The 917-nt window shown below is 66.5% G+C and carries 1 protein-coding gene; it reads right to left on the minus strand.

Annotation, left to right across the window (positions count from 1 at the left end; genetic code table 11):
• Nucleotides 1–917 (minus strand): HAD-IC family P-type ATPase (locus A9X04_RS27145; RefSeq protein ID WP_156764558.1); only part of this gene is annotated, 917 nt, incomplete at both ends.

Below are 917 nucleotides of genomic sequence, written 5' to 3' on the forward strand. Positions count from 1 at the left end.
GCGTGCAGCACGCCCAGCATCAACCCGAACGTCAGGAAGTCGAACAGCGAGCTGATCGGTCCGAAGATCAGCATGAACCGGCGGATGAACGCGACGTTCCAGTGCGACGGCGCGTGCAGCTGCTCGGCGTCGACCCTGTCGGTGGGGATCGCCAGCTGCGAGGAGTCGTATAACAGGTTGTTCAGCAGGATCTGGCTGGGCAGCATCGGCAGGAACGGCAGCAGGGCCGATGCGGCCGCGGCGCTGAACATGTTCCCGAAGTTGCTCGACGTGCCCATCAGCACGTACTTGATGGTGTTGGCGAATATGCGCCGGCCCTCGGCGACGCCGGTGGCCAACACACCGAGGTCCTTCTCCAGCAGCACCACGTCGGCGGCGTCCTTGGCCACGTCGGTGGCGCTGTCCACCGAGATCCCCACGTCGGCGGCGTGCAACGCCAGCGCGTCGTTGACCCCGTCGCCCAGGAAGCCGACGGCTCGCCCCTCGCGCCGCAGCGCGGTGATCAGCCGCGCCTTCTGCTCGGGGGAGATGCGCGCGAAGATGGTGTGGTGTTGCGCGGCGTACGCGAACGCGGCGTCGTCCAGGGGTTCGAGCTGCGCGCCGGTGATCGTGCCCTTCGAGGCCAAACCCAGTTCTTCACAGACCTTTTCGGCCACTCGCGGGTTGTCCCCGGTGGCGATCTTCAGCTCGATGCCCAGCTCGGCCAGCTCCAACAGCGATTGGCGTGCGGCGGATTTGGGCTCGTCGGCGAAGACGCAGAACCCGACGAGCATCAGCTCGGATTCGTCGTCGGCGGTGAGGGTGGCCAGGTGCGGCGCCGGTTTGACGGCCACGGCAACTACCCGGCGGCCGGCGTCGAACAATTCGGTCAGAGTCTTTTGAGCTTCAGCCGGTGCGCTGACGCACCGCCTGATTAT

This window comes from Mycobacterium sp. E3247 (genome assembly GCF_001667785.1).
Lineage (GTDB): Bacteria > Actinomycetota > Actinomycetes > Mycobacteriales > Mycobacteriaceae > Mycobacterium.